Consider the following 15,630-nt stretch of genomic DNA (forward strand, 5'->3'; position numbering starts at 1 on the left):
TCTTTTTCCAATTGACGCTCCGAACGAATACCGTAAAAATATCCAATAAACATCATTTTAAATAAAACGATAGGATGGATTGACGGACGTCCATTGTTTTCACAGTAATAAGGGCGTAACTTCTCTTCAATAAAATCAAAACTAATTGTCGCTTCGATCGCACGAAGGAAATGATCTTGTGGAACCAACTCTTCTACAGAAACAGATACACGTTCATCACGATGATTTTTTAAAGCACCCATCATAAAAAATCTCTCCTTTACCTCTTTTTATCAGTGTTGACACATAAAAAGAGGTTCAGACACAAAAACAGGCTGTGGAGAAGACTTTCTCCACAGCCTGAAAAGAGCACATTCCACAGAATGTGCTCTTTCTATACTCATTAAATTATTTTTCGTTCTCTTCTTTTTCCTTATCAAACCATAATAGCTCATCGTCATCCACTTCACCATTATAATTGATTAAAATTTCTTCTCCCGCTTTTATATCCTTATACGCGAAGAAGTTAAAAGTATGATTCTCGAAGACAATTTCATACGTTGCATTCGGATTATATGCATGATTAAATAACATGCCGTATCCTAACAGGAATGCCGTATGATTTACCCCATACTCAAATGCGTAGTCAGCAAGTAACGTTTTTTCAATGTGTTCATGCTGTTCATTCGGATAAGAGATAACTGGTGCTGAGTGAATCAACTCACCCTTTTTAATATCACGAGTTGCAAATACACCTCTATTAAATTCTCCATCACTAAGTTCAGAAGTCTTAACTTCAATCATATTCGTCACCTATATAATTCTTTCTTTGAAGTATTTTATCCCGCTATTTGCGAGGTTCAACTAATAATCAGTAGGTATTAGTCTCACTTTATCTCCTTAAGCTTGGCAGAAAACGCGCAGAAAAGCAATTAAATTACTATCAAGTATTCATTTAAATGAAAAAAGAGCACACATAGTGTGCCCTTTTCAAGAAATATTACTTTTCTAGAATATCTTCTAGTAACTTCACTTGCTCGCTAACAGTATGTAACGTCTTCACCGATATATCATTTCGATGTTTTTCTTCTTCCACACTCGCTAGCACTTCTTCTGTAGCTGTAGAAGTTTGCTGAATTACGTTAGAAGCATGCGTAACATCCTTTACAATATTCGTCGTTTTAACTTGGAAACTTTCTTGATGAACAACAACCTCTCGCATTACTTTATTAATCGCATCAATAAACTTCCCTAAATCAGTTACGTTTGTTAAAACGCTTGCTAACATTTCGTTACACTCTTCTTGTACTCTTTCTGACTTCTCTACCTGCACTTCTACCTTACTTGCTTGATTACTAAACTCCTTCAAAATCCCTTGAATTCTTCCCGCAGAACGATTTGATTCTTCAGCAAGCTTTAACACTTCACTCGCTACAATAGCAAAACCTTTTCCATGCTCACCTGCCCTCGCAGCTTCAATATTTGCATTTAAAGCTAGCAAACTCGTCTGACTTGAAATATTCGTTATTACATCTACAATTTCATTAATTTGTTTCGATTGCATCATTAAATCTCTAAATATAATTCCAGACTGTGAAACAACATCATTTAAACTTCTCATGTTAGCTTCAAAATTTCTTAAAGTATGTACACTACCTTTTGAAATGTCTAAGCTTTCATCCACACGAGCCGATGCAGTTCTTACTTGAGAGATGATTTGTTCAATATTTCCCTCCATATCATTCAATACCTCTACCGAACGATACATCATCTCTGATTGTGATTGCGTACCAACTGCTACCTCTTCAAAGGCAAAATTAATTTCACTCATCGATTCCATCGACGTGTTCATATTTTGCCTTAAATGATTGAAATTACTATCTAGTTTCACAACTGTTTCTTCAATAAATCTTTGCGTCTCTTCTAGCTCCTGAGCTTTTCTCATTACTTCTTGCTTCTCATCACTTAAACGAAGGAGCAGATTAGAACCAATTTTCGTGACGCCCCACATAGCAATTGTTACAATCGCTAACAAACTTGCAAAATTAGCAGCTTCAGACGAGGCTGTATAAGCAAAAAATTGCTCCGGCCAATAGCTACAAAGGATAAATGTGATTACAACAGCTACCCCGCCAAGAATTAAAATAAGGCGCTCACTTAAATAAATAAGTGAAACAGCTAATGTAAAATAGACCATTTGAAATACAGCCGGGCTTTCATTAAAAGCTTGTACCATGATGTAAGACATGGTAAGCAACATAAATGTCATGATATATTTATACGCTGATTCCATACTTTTTATAAAAGTAAAAAGCGTTCCAAATGCAACGACAGAAATACCACAAATCCAAAACGCTATTGCTCTCTCTGTAAAAATATATCCATAATACCCAATCGCGATTATCCCAAGGCAGAAACTACAAATCGTTATAAACAGTAATAAATGATTTTTCTGTGATTCTTTCTCAAGGTTAGAAAAACAAGTCCTCTTTAACCACTCCATATGAAGCCCCACCTTCTACTTATACATATCAATTACTTCAGTTTAAATACCGCACTCACTGGGTTATGATCGCTATTTTCAAACTTTAAATCTTTCCCTTGTACATTTACAATCTCTACATTCGGTGAAACGATAAAGCCATCAATAATAGTGACGAAATTTTCACCTTCTACATATTTCTTTACATCATCTCTCACAGTCATAACAGACGGATCTACAGCCCACTTAAAGCCACCGTCCGTAAAGTCCTTCGGTAACTCTACTAACCACTCAGGACGCTCTTTCACAAACTTCGGATCACTTAATTGAGCGTTTGAAACTAATTGATTCCAATCTCCACCCATTATTACGTAATCACCATTTTCATAATGCTTGTTCATATATTCTTTTAAATACTCTACTTGCTGTTTTCTAATTTTCCCGCCTTCATCATAAGCAGACAAATGTAAATTTACGAGTCTAACATGTTTCCCATTATTAACAGGAATTTTATATTCCACAATTGCTCGATCTAAATCAAACAAACGCTTTGGCCAAGGCTCCATTCCAGGAAGCTGGAACCTCTTCGCTTCTTGAACAGTGTATTTAGAAAACGTACTTAATCCAGCCTCCGCATATCCCATTGGATTTGTTATTGGCACTGGAACCCATTTCGTATCATAGTTCTTGCCAAATGACGAAACATAATCAGGTAATCCTTTTTTCAAAAATTCATGTCCATTTACATCAAATGAACGAAGTGACTTTATATCAACTTCTTGTAATAGCGCAAAATCACTATTCTCATTTTGTAAAAACGAAAGCATATTCTTTAAATTAGTTTCCGTTTGCTCTTTACTACTTGAACCAGATCCCTTTCCACCATCCATAAAGAAATCTTGGTCCTTATCTAACCCAGCATATCCAATATTAAATGTTGTAACTTTAAATTCATTTCCAGTCGCTAATACGCGCTCCTTATTATTCTCCACCTTCAAGCTTATAACATCAGCAGGCTGTTCTTTAGTAAGTGTCATATACGCTAGAAATCCTCCTACAATGCCTGCTAAAACTAAAACACATGTAAATACGATTTTTAAAAATTTCTTCAAATAAATGACTCCTTTTCACGCGAATTTATTTTTCTTTATTTTCAGTCAAATGAAATAAAACGACACACATAAGAAACATTTTACCATAATTAAAACTGTATATCACTATATTTAGTTGATAAGTAATCGATCCCATTTTAATTACTTAAAAAACCTTCAGACATCAAAAAAAAAGAAAATTTACACCCACCTCCTCACTGGAAATTAAACGATATATTTAGTACACTATATGTAATAATCATAGGCGATGGAGTTCGCCATAAACGCTGCTTAGCTAATGACTCCTACCAGTATACATACTGGTAGGAGTCTATTTTTTTGAGCAAGCTATTTAAAGAGGTGAGAAAATTGATTTATATTATCGTTGGCATTGCTGGCATATTAGGAGCTCTTTCTCGTTATTATTTAGGCCTTAATATCACCACATTTTGGCATCATTCATTTCCATTAGCAACATTACTCATTAACTTAATCGGTTGCTTCTTCTTAGCGTGGCTAACTACTTATATCGCTCGGCTAAACCTCTTACCTTCAGAGGTTATCACAGGCATCGGGACTGGATTCATCGGTTCCTTTACGACTTTTTCAACATTTAGTGTAGAAACTGTGCAATTGATCAATCATTCTGAGTGGAGCATAGCCTTCTTATATGTATCATGTAGCATACTTGGTGGCCTCATTATGTCTGGCCTTGGCTATACACTTGGAGATTTCTTAATTAAGAAATCTCTTACGGAAGGTGATTACTCATGATAGAAGCTTTATTAGTAGCAACAGGAGGATTTTTCGGTGCGATTACACGATTTGCAATTAGCAATTGGTTTAAGAAAAGAAATAAAACACAATTTCCAATTGCTACATTCCTTATTAATATAACAGGGGCATTTTTACTTGGATATATAATTGGCAACGGAGTCACTACAGGCTGGCAACTATTATTAGGTACTGGATTTATGGGCGCATTCACTACATTTTCGACGTTTAAATTAGAATCTGTTCAGCTTCTCAATCGAAAAAATATTAGCACTTTCCTCTTATACTTAAGCGCTACTTACATAATTGGTATCCTCTTCGCATTCCTTGGAATGAAGCTAGGCGGAATATAAAAAAAAGCGACTCTAACCAGTCGCTTTCTTTCATAAGAAGTATGTCCCGCCATATGGAATGGAAAATAAACCCGCTGGATGTACATCGTAATGTACAATTTGCATCGGAAGTTGTGAATACGGCATATACTGACTTTGCATCATTTGTGCAAAATATGCTTGTTGCTGCATTTGAATAGCCTGATTCACAGCATGAATTGTCCCTTGTGCCCCAGCCAGCGTAATAGCTGCTCCTACTTGTCTACCATTATAAAAATAATGATTCATCATGATTCATCTCACTTATTCTTTTTCTTCCATATGGTATGTTTCTATTTCATAGTGAGTGTTTTGTCCCTATTGGTAGCTCCTATCTATTGCCCTTTTTCAGCTTTGAAGTAATAAATCCAAATAGTAATACACCAATACCACTAAGGAACAATACATAACTTATCGGTACTAGGAAAAAGAAAGGTTCTTCAAGGAATCCATCCGCTCCTATTTTACTGTTTGAAGCATGTATAGTTAAAGAAAGAATCGCTAAAATCATTAAAGAAATAGCTACTACGTATTTATTTTTCATTTCACATTCTCCTCTACTCATGTAATTCTCCTTAGATCGTTAACATCATATTATCTAAAACAACATTAACAGTCAATAATTATTTATTGTTTAACAATAAATAATTATTGACTAAACTAATAACAAAAAGGTTTACGAAGCATCTTAAATCACTTCGCAAACCTTCTAAATTATAAATATTTACACTTCAAACCTCTTGCTTAATACAATATACATTGCGCAAAATAGCACGAATATCCCAGCATAAATTAACAAAATCTCTACACTAAACATATCCGACAACGGACCAAATATTATCATTCCTAAAGGAAGCGCGCATGAATTCGCAATTTGTACAAGGCTAAACATCCGTCCGTGCATCGATGGTTCTACTTTCTCCTGCAATAACACAGTAACTGGTGTATTGAAGCACGGCATTGTTATACCAATTAAAAAATTAAATACTAAATACATAGTAAATATCGGTGCTATTCCGAGTCCAATCATAAGCAGTCCATATAATGCACAAGCTAGCGCTGTTGTATGCATACGATTACGAAAACCACCCCACGCCGCAATCAATACGCCACCAGCTGCCGCACCCGCACTAAAGGTCATCTCACTAGCAGTAAGTCTCCACATTTCGGCCCCGAAAGAACGAGTTACCATTAAAGGTGTTAAAAAAGCAGCTGGACTTATTAAAATCATGACGATAATCAATAAAACGATTAGCCTTTTAATAAATACATTTTCTTTTAAATAAGAGAACCCTTCTTTAATTCCTTGTAGGTTAGATTTTTGCTTACTCTCTACATTCACATGTCCTTCCACCTGAATAACAAACATAATACTAATTCCAACCACAGCCGTAATAACATCAATAAAAAATGTCGTTTCAATGCCAGCAATAGAAAGAATCGCAGCGCTTGCTGCTGGAGAAAGAAACATAATTAAAGATGTAATACTGCTATTTATTCCATTTACTTTCATAAGATACTCTTTCGGAACGATTTGCGGAATTAATGCATTCACAGCTGGCGTTTGTACCCCTGTTCCAGCTGAACGAATGAGTAACACAATAAAAAGTAACCAAATACTTTTATATCCTGTTAAAAATAAACTTGCTAAAACTAACGTCGCAATCGCTATAACCCCATCCGATAACATAATCATCTTTTTACGGTCATAACGATCAATCCAAACACCTGCAAACAAAGATATCGCAATTTGTGGTAGAAAACCGCAAACAGTTGAAATGGTCAACATCACTCCTGATGATGTTGTAAGGGTGATATACCATATAATCGCGTATTGCACGAGAGAGGAACCGAACAACGAAATAGTTTGAGCGGTCAAAAATAATATAATTTTCGTTTTCCAATTGTTTTCACTCATATGTTTCCCACCCCCTTAACTAATCCTGTCTCTATATCAAAGATGCTATCTGCCCAATCAAGATAAAAACTTGCTTCGTGAGATACGAGTATAATGCTGCCCTTAAACTTAATTAGCGCCTTTTGCAAAGCTTCCTTCGCTTCTGCATCTAAATGATTTGTCGGCTCATCTAAAATTAAGAAGTTACAAGGTGATAGTAATAATCCGCACAGTTTCACCTTCGATTGTTCACCACCACTTAACGTACGAATTTCTTGCGAAACGTGCGTATCCTTCACACCACACGCAGCTAAATGATGGCGTATTTCCTTCATATTCAGTTTAGGAAACTGCTCTGAAATAATTTGAAGCGGCGTTAAAGAATCATCGCTCCAATTTAAATCTTGCTCATAATATCCAATCTTTATTTGCTCTGAAAAGTGAAACTCTCCAGAAATACTAGCAATATTTCCAACGATTGTTTTTAATAAAGTAGATTTCCCTACTCCATTGAAACCTGTAATAACAAATTTTTGCCCACCCATTACTGAAAAATTCAACTTGGGTAAAAGAGCAAAATCGTAACCAACTTCAAGGTTATTTACTTCAAGAACTGTCTGAACTGAAATGGGAAGTTCCCGAAAATGAATAGACGGTTTATGAGTAAAACTTGGTGGCGCAATTCTTTCCATACGCTCCAATTGTTTTCTACGACCTTGCGCTATTTTTGAATTCACCCCAGCAATATTTCTACGAATATACTCTTCCGTTTTTTCAATTCTCTTTTGCTGTGCATGGTATTGGCGAATATAATCTTTTCGTAAATGCTCCTTTTGTCTTACAAAATCTGAATATTTTCCGTAATACTTCTTCACCGTTCCGAACTCTACATCACATATACAAGAAGTTACTTTTTCCAGAAAATCAAAATCATGTGACACGACAATAAATGCTCCTTCAAAATTCATTAAATAATTAGCAAGCCACTCCACATGCTCCTTATCGAGAAAATTCGTCGGTTCATCTAGTAATAAAATATTAGGCTCTTCTAATAAGAGCTTCGCTAAAATTACCTTTGCACGCTGCCCTCCGCTTAATTCACCAATAACACGATCCATCCCAATCGCATCAATACCTAAACCGGCTGCCACCTTATTCGTAATACTGTCTACTGAATAAAAATCACGAGCCTCAAGCTGCTCTTGCATTTCAGCCGCTTTTAGTAGTTGATTCTCATCTCCAGTCATCGCACTTTCTTCATATAACTTGTTCATTCTCTTTTCCATTTCATACAAATCATAAAAAGCTCTCTTTAAATATTGTGAAATGGTATAACCCTCATCAATTTCAGCGTATTGATCAAGATGCCCAATTTGAATGTTAGGTTGCCACTTTATGTCTCCCTTATCAGAAATAATTTCCCCCACCAATATTTTCATTAATGTGCTTTTTCCTGTACCATTCTGCCCAACAATTCCCATATGCTCCCCTTTATGCAAATCAAAAGAAGCATTCTCGTATAATACTTTATCTATAAAACTATGTGATAAACTTTCAACTTTAAGTAAACTCATTTTTATTCCTCTTTTCCTGAAATTAAAAAAAGCAGAGAGATAGCGTCATTCGACACTAGCCCTCTGCTTCGTGGTTTTTCCTATACTACTCCAATTTACGGTAAAGACTCATCGGAATAATATACACAAAGGGCCATAGACAAAGCATTGTCTATGGCCCCTTAATCTATTTTATACACCAGCTGAAAAACCATAACGAAATAAGCATAGATAAACTATACTTTTTTAGAAAAGTTATTCAGCCGATGAATATAGGGGATTTATACCCCTTGATTAAGCTCCGTACAACGCTTCACCGTATACATTTGTGCGGAGCAAAGTTTTCTAATGAGTTTTACAAATTTTATATAAAGCATATTCTGCACCTTCCTTAATACTTAAAAGGGATTTTAGCATACGGTTTTACGAAGCGTCAACATTACTTCCGAATCTTTCAACTACTTGCTTTTAAAATATTGCTTCTGAAACATACACATTCTTATCGCATTATGATAGTTACCATCAACGAAAAACTCATCGATAAGCTCACCTTCTACCATAAATCCAACTTTTTTATAAACATGTACTGCTTTTTCATTTTCCTTATCCACAACTAAATATATCTTATGCATATTTAATACAGCGAAAGCATAATCCATCGCTAAACGCGTCGCCTCTGCTGCATAACCATATCCTTGATAATTCGGATCAATAATAATTTGGAATTCTGTTCTACGGTGAATATAATCGATTTCTACTAACTCAACTAATCCAACCATTTCATTGTCTTTCTCAACGATAAATCGGCGTTCGCTTTGATCATGTATATGTTTATCGTATAAGTCTTGCAGCTCTACAAATGCCTCATATGGCTCTTCAAACCAATATGACATAATATGCGCATTATTATTCAGTTCGTGTACGAACTTTAAATCTTCTCGTTCCAATGGACGTAACTTCAATTCCTGATTCATTCCTATAACCTCCAAGTAAAAGAAACCTCTTCACTTAATTTCTCGATTTTTTTCGATTTCAAACGCCCTAATTTCATTGTAAACTTTCAAGCAACTTGAAGGTCAAGATGTAAAAACTAATGTAAAAATATTATGCCGAAATTTATAACTAATTAATAAAGAATGTAGGTATTTACAGTAATTTAACGAAAAAAGAACAGTCTTTTTGCTTTCCAAAAAGCTCAGTAAGATAAAATAAAATTATAAATATATCATCGTTAAAAATTAAGAAAAGGAGCTGAATCCATGAGAATACAATATAGAAAGTATGCGTTATCTGTAATCTCATTAGCCCTATTTACTCTTATTGGTTGTACTAATAATGAGCAAAAAAACGATAAAAACGAGACATATACTTTTGAGGCTTCCAAAAAACGTGGTGATATTATTGAGAAAAACGATGAAGTTTATAACATAGAGAAATTAGATACTTTCGTAAAAAACTATAATTCAAATAAAGACGATTCAGTTAGAATTACTAAATTTAATAACAAGAACGAGCCTATTATTATTGATTTAACTGTAAAAAAAGAAAAGGAATCTACCTCCGTCTATTATGATGTCGACTACACAAAAACAAATGAGAAACATAATGAAAACCAAGAGATACAATATTCGAATACTACATGTCAAAAGATAAAGAAAGATATTGAAGACAACAAAGTAACTTATAAATTAGAATGTCCTGACACTATTCATTTGATTACAGCCCCAAAATCATAGGGTGGAAAATTCCACATAAAAAAGTAGTGCAAACTTACGTCTGCACTACTACTCTTTTCTCAAATCTCTCATATTCGATATGTATAAAGCAATAACTAAAACAAGAATTGCTCCTGCGTATAATAACGTCTCCATCGGTTCCTCATGAGACACAATAATTAATCGAATTAAAGCCGTAATTCCGATATAAATAAAATAACGTAACGGGAAATGATAATTCGATTTAAAATACTTAATAATTAATGCAATGAACTCGAAGTATAAGAAATAGACGATGATACTTTCAACCAATTTATAAGACGTATACTCTTTTGACGAAAAAATATACTGCACAAATGTGATCGTCTCATTCACTAAAAAAATCGATAACACAATGGATAATATAATTAAAGCTATATTTAATATCCATTGCAAAACACTAGCTATAACATGATCGATATTAAATGACTTCATTTTCTCTTTAGACTCCCCTTCGTATAAGTACTTATTTATTATAGCAAAATTATGATTGGAAAGAAGTTAAATCATATATTCGTCCTTTGTTGTTGCCAGTGTAGGGCAGATTTAGTGTGTGGAGAATTCTGTTTACAACCATACCTGACGAAACACGGAGAAACTCTTTCAAATTACCATTCGTACATGTCTTACTAATGAGCAATGCATAATCTCGTATAGCACCCTCATGTGCCACTTTTGAAAAATCTTTACAACTTGTACAACGCCAACCCTTCTTAACTTTAACCATTGGAATAACTAAGCATTTCTCACATTGTACTCCATTTAGCAACTCCTCTTTTTCTATTTTATATTGCTCAAGTATATTTTGTTGAAGTGGAGAATGCTCCGCTATTATTTGATGAATGAGCCTATCTACATTATCTATAACTTTTCTCTTATATTTACTTTCAAACCACTTTATTTTATGAGGTAGATTTGCACTATGAATAATTGTATGAAGAAGATTGTCATCTGAAGATTTTATAATGGTACGAGGCGAGCTAATAACAACGAGGGACTCGATTGGAAGACTAGAAGAAAATCCATGTAAGCTTAACCATTTTTTAAGTTGTATTTCCTGCCTTTTTATTTGTAAAACAGGGTCTGGAAATCCCTCTGAATTTCCTTCTGTTATTCGGATAAGTTGATTAAACTTTGTATCAAATATTAATGTACCTGCTATATTTTTTATCTCAAGAAACAGAAGAAACTTTGTGGAAATGATAATAGTATCAATTTGAAAGTATTGATCATGATTAGATAAGCGAACATCATGTAAAACACTATACTCTTTCTCAGAAATAAAACTAAGCGGATAATCAATCGCTTGCTCTCCTTTATACCCCGCCATGTGTTTTGCCAAGTTTTCTCCAATTAAATTTCGTTTCGGATGATGTACAGGTAACCTTCTAAGAAGTGCTTCTAACTGTCTTATATAAATCGGCATTTTTCTCTCTTTCACAATCACCTCAAACACCCCTTTACAAATATATCAACGATTTTTTCAATATATCTATCATAACTCACAATATATCAACGATTTTTTCAATATATCTATCATAGCTCACAATATATCAACGATTTTTCTAATATATCGATCGGTCGACAATATCCGACATTACCTCACTCCAATCACTCACAGCATATCCTAGAAAAACACCTTCAGCAAAAACTTAAAATCGCATTTCCTCAAAAAAAACCATAACCCGATCCTCCAGCAAAGTTATGGTTTTTATCCTACAACGCCACTCTATCTATAACTTTGCCGTGAATTCCACAAAATCCATTTGTACTTATACCAACTTTCACTTTTTTCACAATGAAACTATATACGTTAAAATCGTTTCATAACGTTATTACTTCCGCATAGCTACAATTTATATAATAACGGTACAGTACAAATAACGTGCTGAATCACTAAGTATGGGGGAATAACGATGAACGAAGCGTTACTATTAGTAGACATACAAAATGATTACTTTGAAGGTGGCAATATGGAATTACATCAACCTGAAAAAGCCGCACAAAAAGCGAAAGAAGTTTTGAAAGTATTTCGCGAAAAGCATAAAACAGTTATTCACGTACAACATATTGCGAACAATGAAGGAGCTACTTTCTTCTTACCCGAAACAGTAGGTGTTCAAATTCATAATAATGTACAACCGATTGCTAACGAAAGAGTCATTCAAAAACATCACCCTAACAGTTTTTTAAGAACAAATTTATTAGAAACATTAAAGACAGAAAAAATAGATCAACTAGTCATTTGCGGTATGATGACTCATGTATGTATTGATGCAACAGTACGCGCTGCCAGTGACTTCGGATTTCAATGTATTGTAATTGAAGATGCTTGTACGACAAAAGATTTAGAATTTCAAGGAAATCTAATCCCCGCAGTACACGCTCATCAATCGTTCATGAGTGCATTAGAGTTTGGTGATATTTATGCAACAGTCATGTCAGCAAACTGTTTTATAAACAAAAGCAAATAAAAAATTACAGTCCCATAAAAAAAAGAAAGGATAAATATCTTATTCTTTCTTTTTTTCCATTGTCTTAATGACCGTATTTATACGATAATCACCATAATGTAAAACATCTGCAAGAGTCTCTTCTAATTGCTGATGCGAAGATGTGTGAAGAGTCATGACATAGCACCCATCGCCGCTTATACGATACATTTCAGTAATTACATCCGTTTTTCCAAAAAAGTTTTGAATTTTATTATGATAGTGTGGTGCATGCAAAAATAGTGTAACAAAGGTCATAATAGATCCTTCCAGCTTAGCCCTGTCGATATTTATCGTATATTTTTGAATGACACCTGCTTCTTCTAATTTATTAATTCGTTTCCCAACAGCCTGACCAGTCAAATGTACTATCTCCCCAATTTCCTTCCAGTTCATTCTAGCGTTTTCTTGTAGTAATTGTATAATCTTAAAATCTGTTGAATCAAACATGGACATCCCCTTCCTATACGAAACGAATTCTATAAAATCTTCATTTCCCCTACAGTTTTTCTCAAAAGTTTTGCAATACAATCGATTGGCTCCATTAGGAATTACATTATTGTTAGCGACTTTCCTTCTTCATTATAATGTATTTTTGGGATTACTCGCAGGCACTACAACAGGCTAGCGATTTTTTATAAATATGAACATTTTTTAGGAATTAGTTTATCTTTTTTTAATGTTTTATTTAGAGGCAGTTTATAGTCGGGTATTAACATAAGAAACGTAGCAACTAAGTTCATATATGACGCACTGCTACTATAATCGCAAACCGTGCTACTTAAAATCATAAAATAAGGAGACGATAAAACATGAACAAAAAAACAAAAGCACTATCATCCGTACTGCTCGGATTCACATTAGCATTAACAGGGTGTGCTGGTACTAAAGCTGAAGAAAATCATAGTAAACAAAAACAAGAACAAGTTGCTAAAGAAACAAAAAAGGAAAATAAATTAACTAAAGGGCAAAAAATGGCTGATATTCTTAGCGAGACAAATTGGCAAGGTACACGAGTGTATGACAAAGATAAGAATGACTTAACAAAAGAGAATGCAAACTTCATTGGTCTTGCAAAATATGATGCGAAGTCAGGAAGATATGAATTTTTTGATGCTAAAACAGGTGCAAGTCGTGGTGATAAAGGAACTTTCTTTGTCACAAATGATGGGAAGAAGAGAATATTAATTTCAGAATCAATGAAGTATCAAGCTGTCGTTGACATGACAAAACTAAATAAAAATATATTTACTTATAAACGAATAGGGAAAGACGCTAATGGTAAAGATGTAGAAGTTTTCGTTGAACATATTCCATATAAAGAAAAAGAACTTTCTTTCACTGATCCGGACAAGCAGCTGAACACGACTACAGGCGATATTGTTAAAAACGTTGATGGAGATAAAATTTTGGGCGGCACCCTTTGGCACGGAACAAAGGTATTAGATGAAACTGGTAACGATGTAACACAGTTTAATTCGAATTTTATAAGTCTAGCAAAATTTGATGCCAAATCTAATAAATATGAGTTCTTCAATAGCGAAACAGGTCAAAGCCGCGGTGATTATGGCTACTTCGATGTTGTACACGAAAATAAAATAAGAGCCCATGTTTCAATTGGAAATAATAAATATGGTGCTGCTCTTGAACTTACTGAACTAAATAAGAATAAATTTACGTATAAAAGAACTGGTAAAGACCAAGCTGGTAAGGATATAACTATATTCGTTGAACATGAACCTTATAAAGGGGATATGAAACCACAATTTAGCTTTTAAAAATGTTTAATTAAAGATCCTGTACTGAGTTGCAAGATCTTTCTTAAGACAAAATTATTTATGATTCTCTTGAAAGAAATCGTCTCATATCCCCCCTCAACACTTCAGCTTAATTGTTGAATATAACAACTTTAAAAAGCCTTACTACACATAAATTGTAGTAAGGCTCTGACTATTTAAGATAAACATTAAACGACTTCATTATCTCTATACAAATAAAGTTTAGCAAATAATGTTACTATCTCCTCCAAAGAAAAGAAACCTTATTTCAACTTTCCTATTGATAAGTTAACACGATAGTTCCCGTATTTTAATAGTCGTCCTAGAAAGTTATCTAAGTCTTCGTTGGAAGCAAAATGTGTTTTTAATAAATAACACCCCTCACCACTTATACGGTGTACTTCAGAAATCCCTTCTTCTCCTTGAAAGAAATTCATAAACTCTTGGTGATTAGCTGTTGTTACGAACAAAGTAACAAATGCCGTCACTACTTGCCCTAATTTGATTCGGTTTATTGCAATTGTATACTGTTCAATAATCCCTAAATCCTCTAATCTTCGAATTCGATTTCCTACAGCTTGCCCCGTCATATGTATTTTTTGGCCAAGTTCTTTCCATTGTATTCTTGAGTTTTCTCCTAATAATTTCAGTATCTCAAAATCTGTTTGATCAATGATATAAACCAATCCTTTCACCGTGAAAGTAGAAAGCCCGAAAGTGTTTCGCCAACTTATTCTGCTTATCGATACAATTCACTATACTTAGTTTATCCTCTTACATCACATTATTTATCAGCTATATTTACTTATAACACAGAGGACACAACAAAAAAATACATCTAGATTTAAAGGAGGTTACAAATATGTTATTACAAGAAATTCTATCGTTCAATGAACATTTTGTAGAAAATAAGGAATACGCTCCTCGTGAAGCGACAAAAATGCCTAAAAAACGTATGGTTGTTGTTTCTTGCATGGATGCTCGCTTAATTGAGCTACTTCCAAAAGCTTTAGATATACACGATGGTGATGCAAAAGTTATCAGAAATGCAGGTGGTAAAATTGCTTCTGCTTTCGATAGTGTTATGCAAAGTGTTGTAGCGTCAGTATACGATTTAAATGCAGATGAAATCTTCCTTATTGGACACCATAGATGTGGCGCGAGCCAAACGAATCCAAAAGGAACACTTCAAAAAATATTAGATCGCGGAGTAGCTTCATCAGAAATTTTATCAGCGATTGAATATGCTGGTATTGACCTTGAAAAATGGTTATTCGGATTCGATGATGTTTGCGACTCAACGCAAGCTAATGTTGATTTAGTAAGAAATCATCCACTTATCCCAAAAGATGTTCCTGTACATGGTTTAGTTATTGACCCTCACACAGGTAAACTAGATGTAGTGGTTGATGGATATAAAGCGTTAAATAGTAAAACAAAATAATAATTATCACGTATA

19 protein-coding genes and 1 riboswitch are annotated in these 15,630 nt (G+C 34.2%); of the genes, 6 read left to right on the plus strand and 13 right to left on the minus strand.

Annotation, left to right across the window (positions count from 1 at the left end):
* The 4 genes from C4S65_RS15790 to C4S65_RS15805 all read right to left on the minus strand — a co-directional run.
* Positions 1-245, minus strand: a 245-nt coding sequence (locus C4S65_RS15790) for a transposase (RefSeq protein ID WP_142391538.1), incomplete at its 3' end; no start/stop codon positions are given.
* Positions 246-387: 142 nt separating this feature from the next.
* A complete protein-coding gene (locus tag C4S65_RS15795) occupies positions 388-783 on the minus strand; it encodes an SET domain-containing protein (protein WP_000573651.1) in 396 nt (131 codons plus the stop codon).
* 196 nt (positions 784-979) lie between these two features.
* Positions 980-2,482 (minus strand): DUF4077 domain-containing protein, encoded by a 1,503-nt coding sequence (locus tag C4S65_RS15800; protein WP_000455071.1) that lies wholly within the window; start codon positions 2,480-2,482, stop codon positions 980-982.
* 32 nt (positions 2,483-2,514) lie between these two features.
* Positions 2,515-3,573 carry an endonuclease/exonuclease/phosphatase family protein gene (locus C4S65_RS15805; RefSeq protein ID WP_000714046.1) on the minus strand — a complete coding sequence of 353 codons (1,059 nt, stop codon included), beginning with the start codon at positions 3,571-3,573 and terminating at the stop codon, positions 2,515-2,517.
* A 234-nt stretch (positions 3,574-3,807) separates the two neighbouring features.
* Positions 3,808-3,867, plus strand: a riboswitch (Fluoride riboswitch).
* A 54-nt stretch (positions 3,868-3,921) separates the two neighbouring features.
* Between C4S65_RS15805 and crcB (C4S65_RS15810) the strand changes: the two genes are divergently transcribed.
* Positions 3,922-4,326 (plus strand): fluoride efflux transporter CrcB, encoded by a 405-nt coding sequence (gene crcB, locus C4S65_RS15810; protein ID WP_000639316.1) that lies wholly within the window; start codon positions 3,922-3,924, stop codon positions 4,324-4,326.
* Positions 4,323-4,679 carry a fluoride efflux transporter CrcB gene (gene crcB / locus C4S65_RS15815; RefSeq protein WP_061666145.1) on the plus strand — a complete coding sequence of 119 codons (357 nt, stop codon included), beginning with the start codon at positions 4,323-4,325 and terminating at the stop codon, positions 4,677-4,679. Before crcB (C4S65_RS15810) ends, crcB (C4S65_RS15815) begins: the two co-directional genes overlap by 4 nt.
* A gap of 30 nt (positions 4,680-4,709) precedes the next feature.
* On the opposite strand, the gene C4S65_RS15820 is transcribed toward crcB (C4S65_RS15815), so the two are convergent.
* From C4S65_RS15820 to speG, 5 genes are all read right to left on the minus strand, one after another.
* Positions 4,710-4,949, minus strand: a complete 240-nt coding sequence (locus C4S65_RS15820) for a DUF3947 family protein (RefSeq protein WP_000980956.1) — start codon at positions 4,947-4,949, stop codon at positions 4,710-4,712.
* A 79-nt stretch (positions 4,950-5,028) separates the two neighbouring features.
* On the minus strand, positions 5,029-5,262 hold the full coding sequence (locus C4S65_RS15825; protein ID WP_061666146.1) for a DUF3955 domain-containing protein: 234 nt from the start codon (positions 5,260-5,262) through the stop codon (positions 5,029-5,031).
* Between the two features lie 159 nt (positions 5,263-5,421).
* Entirely contained in the window at positions 5,422-6,615 is a 1,194-nt protein-coding gene (locus tag C4S65_RS15830) for an MFS transporter (RefSeq protein WP_061666147.1), read from the minus strand.
* Positions 6,612-8,168, minus strand: coding sequence for an ABC-F family ATP-binding cassette domain-containing protein (locus C4S65_RS15835; RefSeq protein ID WP_086407215.1), 1,557 nt, complete (start codon positions 8,166-8,168; stop codon positions 6,612-6,614). Before C4S65_RS15835 ends, C4S65_RS15830 begins: the two co-directional genes overlap by 4 nt.
* Positions 8,169-8,605: 437 nt before the next feature.
* Positions 8,606-9,121 carry a spermidine N1-acetyltransferase gene (speG, locus tag C4S65_RS15840; RefSeq protein WP_103945287.1) on the minus strand — a complete coding sequence of 172 codons (516 nt, stop codon included), beginning with the start codon at positions 9,119-9,121 and terminating at the stop codon, positions 8,606-8,608.
* A 285-nt stretch (positions 9,122-9,406) separates the two neighbouring features.
* On the opposite strand from speG, the gene C4S65_RS15845 reads away from it, so the two are divergent.
* The gene (locus C4S65_RS15845; protein WP_001222628.1) at positions 9,407-9,883 is read left to right on the plus strand and encodes a DUF4362 domain-containing protein; all 477 of its coding nucleotides are present in this window, start codon (positions 9,407-9,409) and stop codon (positions 9,881-9,883) included.
* 48 nt (positions 9,884-9,931) lie between these two features.
* Here C4S65_RS15845 and psiE read toward each other — a convergent pair whose 3' ends face one another.
* Positions 9,932-10,336 carry a phosphate-starvation-inducible protein PsiE gene (gene psiE / locus C4S65_RS15850; RefSeq protein WP_000834709.1) on the minus strand — a complete coding sequence of 135 codons (405 nt, stop codon included), beginning with the start codon at positions 10,334-10,336 and terminating at the stop codon, positions 9,932-9,934.
* Positions 10,337-10,385: 49 nt separating this feature from the next.
* Positions 10,386-11,342 carry a nuclease-related domain-containing protein gene (locus C4S65_RS15855; protein ID WP_086407219.1) on the minus strand — a complete coding sequence of 319 codons (957 nt, stop codon included), beginning with the start codon at positions 11,340-11,342 and terminating at the stop codon, positions 10,386-10,388.
* Positions 11,343-11,817: 475 nt separating this feature from the next.
* Here C4S65_RS15855 and C4S65_RS15860 point away from each other — a divergent pair, with 475 nt between their 5' ends.
* A complete protein-coding gene (locus C4S65_RS15860) occupies positions 11,818-12,375 on the plus strand; it encodes a cysteine hydrolase family protein (RefSeq protein WP_001001090.1) in 558 nt (185 codons plus the stop codon).
* Between the two features lie 39 nt (positions 12,376-12,414).
* Here the strand turns inward: C4S65_RS15860 and C4S65_RS15865 are convergent, their stop codons facing one another.
* A complete protein-coding gene (locus tag C4S65_RS15865; protein ID WP_225988051.1) occupies positions 12,415-12,843 on the minus strand; it encodes an Lrp/AsnC family transcriptional regulator in 429 nt (142 codons plus the stop codon).
* 362 nt (positions 12,844-13,205) lie between these two features.
* Here C4S65_RS15865 and C4S65_RS15870 point away from each other — a divergent pair, with 362 nt between their 5' ends.
* Positions 13,206-14,171, plus strand: a complete 966-nt coding sequence (locus tag C4S65_RS15870) for a DUF4822 domain-containing protein (RefSeq protein WP_001036623.1) — start codon at positions 13,206-13,208, stop codon at positions 14,169-14,171.
* A gap of 263 nt (positions 14,172-14,434) precedes the next feature.
* On the opposite strand, the gene C4S65_RS15875 is transcribed toward C4S65_RS15870, so the two are convergent.
* Positions 14,435-14,866, minus strand: a complete 432-nt coding sequence (locus C4S65_RS15875; protein WP_002008929.1) for an Lrp/AsnC family transcriptional regulator — start codon at positions 14,864-14,866, stop codon at positions 14,435-14,437.
* A 167-nt stretch (positions 14,867-15,033) separates the two neighbouring features.
* Between C4S65_RS15875 and C4S65_RS15880 the strand changes: the two genes are divergently transcribed.
* Positions 15,034-15,615, plus strand: coding sequence for a carbonic anhydrase (locus C4S65_RS15880; protein ID WP_000926482.1), 582 nt, complete (start codon positions 15,034-15,036; stop codon positions 15,613-15,615).
* Positions 15,616-15,630: the final 15 nt, after the last annotated feature.

Origin of the sequence: Bacillus sp. ok061 (assembly GCF_900108285.1) — a bacterium.
Taxonomy (GTDB): domain Bacteria; phylum Bacillota; class Bacilli; order Bacillales; family Bacillaceae_G; genus Bacillus_A; species Bacillus_A thuringiensis_S.

What these genes read in the sequence shown, in the direction of transcription:
- C4S65_RS15795 (WP_000573651.1), bottom strand. Translation starts at nt 783, where the DNA reads ATGATTGAAGTTAAGACTTCTGAACTTAGTGATGGAGAATTTAATAGA.
- C4S65_RS15800 (WP_000455071.1), bottom strand. Translation starts at nt 2,482, where the DNA reads ATGGAGTGGTTAAAGAGGACTTGTTTTTCTAACCTTGAGAAAGAATCA.
- crcB (WP_061666145.1), top strand. Translation starts at nt 4,323, where the DNA reads ATGATAGAAGCTTTATTAGTAGCAACAGGAGGATTTTTCGGTGCGATT.
- C4S65_RS15820 (WP_000980956.1), bottom strand. Translation starts at nt 4,949, where the DNA reads ATGATGAATCATTATTTTTATAATGGTAGACAAGTAGGAGCAGCTATT.
- C4S65_RS15825 (WP_061666146.1), bottom strand. Translation starts at nt 5,262, where the DNA reads ATGAGTAGAGGAGAATGTGAAATGAAAAATAAATACGTAGTAGCTATT.
- C4S65_RS15830 (WP_061666147.1), bottom strand. Translation starts at nt 6,615, where the DNA reads ATGAGTGAAAACAATTGGAAAACGAAAATTATATTATTTTTGACCGCT.
- C4S65_RS15835 (WP_086407215.1), bottom strand. Translation starts at nt 8,168, where the DNA reads ATGAGTTTACTTAAAGTTGAAAGTTTATCACATAGTTTTATAGATAAA.
- speG (WP_103945287.1), bottom strand. Translation starts at nt 9,121, where the DNA reads ATGAATCAGGAATTGAAGTTACGTCCATTGGAACGAGAAGATTTAAAG.
- C4S65_RS15845 (WP_001222628.1), top strand. Translation starts at nt 9,407, where the DNA reads ATGAGAATACAATATAGAAAGTATGCGTTATCTGTAATCTCATTAGCC.
- psiE (WP_000834709.1), bottom strand. Translation starts at nt 10,336, where the DNA reads ATGAAGTCATTTAATATCGATCATGTTATAGCTAGTGTTTTGCAATGG.
- C4S65_RS15860 (WP_001001090.1), top strand. Translation starts at nt 11,818, where the DNA reads ATGAACGAAGCGTTACTATTAGTAGACATACAAAATGATTACTTTGAA.
- C4S65_RS15865 (WP_225988051.1), bottom strand. Translation starts at nt 12,843, where the DNA reads ATGTTTGATTCAACAGATTTTAAGATTATACAATTACTACAAGAAAAC.
- C4S65_RS15870 (WP_001036623.1), top strand. Translation starts at nt 13,206, where the DNA reads ATGAACAAAAAAACAAAAGCACTATCATCCGTACTGCTCGGATTCACA.
- C4S65_RS15880 (WP_000926482.1), top strand. Translation starts at nt 15,034, where the DNA reads ATGTTATTACAAGAAATTCTATCGTTCAATGAACATTTTGTAGAAAAT.